The organism is Frankia sp. CoWAU3, from assembly GCF_977971855.1.
Genome location: NZ_CDWWXB010000259.1, coordinates 1 through 4128 on the forward strand (window position 1 = coordinate 1; position 4128 = coordinate 4128).

The 4128-nt window shown below is 69.5% G+C and carries 2 protein-coding genes and 1 pseudogene; all 3 read left to right on the top strand.

Features of this window, described 5'->3' with window-relative positions; all coding sequences use genetic code 11:
- The first annotated feature begins 254 nt into the window (after window positions 1-254).
- The gene (locus AC08ON_RS16695; protein WP_476617307.1) at window positions 255-1469 is read left to right on the top strand and encodes an FAD-dependent monooxygenase; all 1215 of its coding nucleotides are present in this window, start codon (window positions 255-257) and stop codon (window positions 1467-1469) included.
- Between the two features lie 623 nt (window positions 1470-2092).
- Complete coding sequence (locus tag AC08ON_RS16700; protein WP_476617308.1) at window positions 2093-3463, top strand: Dyp-type peroxidase; 1371 nt, start codon at window positions 2093-2095, stop codon at window positions 3461-3463.
- A 230-nt stretch (window positions 3464-3693) separates the two neighbouring features.
- Window positions 3694-4128: pseudogene (locus AC08ON_RS16705) on the top strand (phosphoesterase); the annotation flags it as partial.

Here is a 4128-nt window from a genome sequence, read left to right on the forward strand (position 1 = left end):
GGCTGGGGTCGTTGGGGTGGCTGGTGATCCCGGCTCCCGACAATCCAGCAACCCGACCAGCAATCTGACGATCGGTCAACCCGACAATCGGTCAACCCGACAATGCGGGGTAACCGGGCAACCCGACAAGTGGGCACCACGACATCCGCTGGCGGTGCTCCTCTCCGGGGCGACGGTGGTGACGAGCCGGCGAACGGTCGTTGCCACCCGCCGTCCGGGTCACGCGGAGGAGGAACACAGAGGAGGCACCTGCGGTGAGGATCGTCTGTGTGGGGGGCGGACCGGCAGGACTTTACTTCGCTATCTCGGCGAAACGCCGTGACGCCAGCCAGGAGATCATAGTCCTCGAACGCGACCCGCCCGGGGCGACCTACGGCTGGGGGGTCGTGTACTGGGATAACCTTCTGGACGTCCTTTTCCGCAACGACCCAGGCAGCGCTCGTGCCCTGCGGGCTGCGTCCACTCTCTGGCAGGAACAGCGGATCAGTCTGGGCGGATCGTCGGCGGCATATCTCACCGGCTACGGCTTCAGCCTGCAGCGGGCCGCGCTGCTTGAGATCCTCGCCCGGCGGGCCACCGACCTCGGCGTCGAGGTGGAGTACCGGCACGAGGTGGACGGCCTGCGCCCGTACGCCGACGCCGATCTCGTCGTGGCGTCCGACGGCGCGAACAGCCGGGTGCGCCAGCTGGCCCAGGACGATTTCGGTACCAAGGTCGAGATCGGCGGTAACCCGTACATCTGGCTCGGCACCGACAAGCGCTTCGACAGCTTCACCTTCGCCTTCGAACGGACCTCCGCGGGATGGATCTGGTTCCACGCCTATCCGTCCAGCGTCGGCGTCAGCACCTGCATCGTGGAATGCTCCCAGCGGACGTGGAAGGGACTCGGCCTTGATCTCCTGAGCGCCGAGGACGCGCCGCGGATGCTGGAAAAGATCTTCTCTGGTCCGTTGGACGGCCATCCGCTGATCAGCCAGTGCCGCGGCCGGGCGGCGCGGTGGCTGCGCTTCGCCGATGTCACCAATCGGAGCTGGTACCACGACAACGTCGTGTTGATCGGTGACGCCGCCCACACCACGCACTTCGCCTTCGGGTCGGGCACGGCGCTCGCGATCGTCGATGCGGTCGTGCTCGCGCAGAGCATGTACGACAGCGGCGGCGATCTGCCGGCCGCGCTGCGAGATTTCGACCGGCGGGGCCGGGCGGCCCTGGGTCCTCTGCAGGCGGCGGCGCGGACGAGCATGGCCTGGTTCGAACGGGTGGACCCATACCTCGATCAGGATCCGGTGTCGTTCGCCTACTCGATGGCGTCGCGCCAGGGCGAACAGCCGCCGTGGCGCTACCCGGTGCACCGTGCCAGCCAGCACCCGGCCGTGCGCAGGGCGCTGCGCGGACTGAACTCGAGTGCACGGTGGGGCTTGGCCCGTCGCCGGGGCGAACCCGTCGCCCGGAGAAGTGCGGCGGGTTAGTCAAGGTCGGCCGGGGCGTTCGCCGAGCGCCCCGCGGTGGTTGACGGCGCTCTCCACGGCAGATCACCTTCCGTGAGCTGCCGAAGGTTTCCACCGGGAAGATCGAGAAGAACGTGCTGTGTGGCTGGGGCACCGACCCGAACCTCTGCGACCGGTGAGATCCGCCGGGCCGGGCATGGTCCCGCGCGCCGGTGACGTCGTCGTTCCCGCACGCTGATCGTTCCTGCAGGCTGATCGGTTCCTCGTGTCGCCCGTTGGCAGGCCGTTCGGCATTTCCACTTCATTCTGTATCTATGTGTAAACGTTCGACGACACGACGTCTCTGGACCCGGGATGGGCGGCGCTGAGTGCGGTTCGGCAGTCACTATGCGGGACATGCACCTCACGGACATCGCGGAACTGCCCTATGATCCATGCGAACACCTCACCGGACGGCTCACCCGGGTGTCCTCCGGTGGTAATCGCCGCCCTGACGTCGGCCCGAAGGCTGCCGGCCGGAGGATTGCCGGCCCGAGGATGATGTCGGATCTCACCGCGGCGCCGGTATGGATCCCGTGAGCGACAGGACGGATGGAACCGGTATGGCTGAAACTGGTATGTCCAATAGGGCCGGTAGGGCGGGCGTGTCGGACATTGTGAACGCTGCCGATGTAACGGATGTCGCCGATGCGACGGATGCGGTCCGGGAGAACCGCCCGATCGGTCCCCACCGCCGCAGGGTGCTGCGGGGCGCCGGGTTGCTCGGCTTCGGCGGTGGTGTCGCGATCGGGGGAGGCCTCGGGGGAGTCATGGCCCTCGACGGCGGTGTCGCCGTTGCCGCGGAACGTCCCCAGGAGGACCAGCCGGGCGGGACGGACCGCGTCGCCGCGGTCCGTCGTGAGGCGCTGGCCGGGGTGGTGGGCGACGGCCGTCACCAGCCCGGAATCGCCGACCGCCCTCCCGCGCAGCTCGTCTTCACCGCCTACGACCTGACGACGTCCGGCCCGGCTGCGGTCCGCGCATCCCTCGCCGCGGTGCTGCGCACCTGGACGGCCGCCGCCGCGGTGCTGATGCGAGGCGAGCCGCTCGACGGCGCTGAGCGGGACACCCAGGGACTCGGACCGGCGGGGCTGACGATCACCATCGGGCTCGGCGCGTCCGCGCTGCGCCGCGCCGGTCTCGACGCGCAGATACCCGCGGAGTTCGCGGACATTCCCGCGATGCCCGGTGACCAGCTCGATCCGGTGCGCAGTGGCGGGGATCTCGGCGTGCAGGTCTGCGCCGAGGATCCGATGGTCGCGGTCTCGGTTTCCCGGCAGATGCGCCGTCTCGCCGCTCAGGATGCCAGGCCCCGCTGGATCCAGCGGGGATTCCTTCGTTCCGCGGCGGCCGCGTTCAACCCCGGGTCCACCCCACGCAACCTGATGGGGCAGATCGACGGCACGGACAACCCGGGACCGGGCACGCCGCGGTTCGAGCGGGCGGTGTGGGTGTCCAGCGGGCCGGAATGGATGCGGGACGGGTCCTACCTGGTCTGCCGGCGCATCCGCATGCTGCTCGATGCCTGGGCGCGGCTGGACGAGACGGCTCAGAGCGCGGTCATCGGCCGCCGTAAGTCCGACGGTACCGCGCTCTCGGCACCGCCGTTGGGGCAGGGCGGCGCTGAGACCATCCAGCCGGACTTCACTGCCCGCGCAGCCGACGGCAGTCTGGCGATCGCCGGCAACGCCCATGTCCGGCTGTCCCACCCGTCGTTCCACGGCGGGATCGCCATGCTTCGTCGTGGCTACTCCTATGACGACGGCCTGGACTCAGCCGGCGAGCCGGACGCCGGCCTGTTCTTCGCGGCCTACCAGGCCGACCCGCGTACGGCGTTCGTCGCGGTGCAGCGGACCCTCGCGGCCGGCGACGCATTGAACACCTTCATCCGGCACACCTCCAGCGCCCTGTTCGCCGTCCCGCCCGCGGCGCCCGCGGGCGGCTTTCTCGCGCAGGGGCTCTTCGGTGCCGGCTGAGCGGTGCCGGCTGAACGGTGCTGAGTGCGCCCTGAGTGAGGGTGGCTCCGGCTGACGGAAACGCCAGCCGGAGCCACCCGCGGGAGATAGCCGTTCGGGAATGCCTGGCGGATGCCCGTCAGCGGGCTGACTCCGCCAGGGAAGCCCTCCCGCGATGTTTACAAATATTTCGGTGGTTCGCCACCGTGTATTTGCGATATTCGACAGGCGACGGGCCTACTTTCAGCGGTATGCCTGTGAGTCCTCCCAGCGAAGTGGTGGCGTCGGGTGTTCCGGCCGGTATGGCCGAGGACATGACAATCGCCGAGCAGCACGAATGGCTCCAGACCTTTCTCCGGCGGCGGCTGGTCAGCCGACGCGGGATTCTGCTCGGCGGTCTGGCTGGCGCCGGTGCGGCGAGCCTGTTCGGCACGCCGTTCGGCCGGGCCGCCTACGCCGCCACGAACGACAGTCCCCTGCTCGTGGGCGGCAGGCACACCGCCTTCGGCGCCGATCCGTCCCGGCAGCTTCGGCTGGCGGCGCAGTTGTCGCGTAACCCGGGCCGCGGCAAGGTTCTGGTCGATATCGGGCCGGGACGCGGTCTCGGCGGCACGGTCGAGGCGGAGATCCGACCGCTGCTGTCCCAGGTCCCCCAGGCCGACGGCTCGATTCTCGCCGTCGAACAG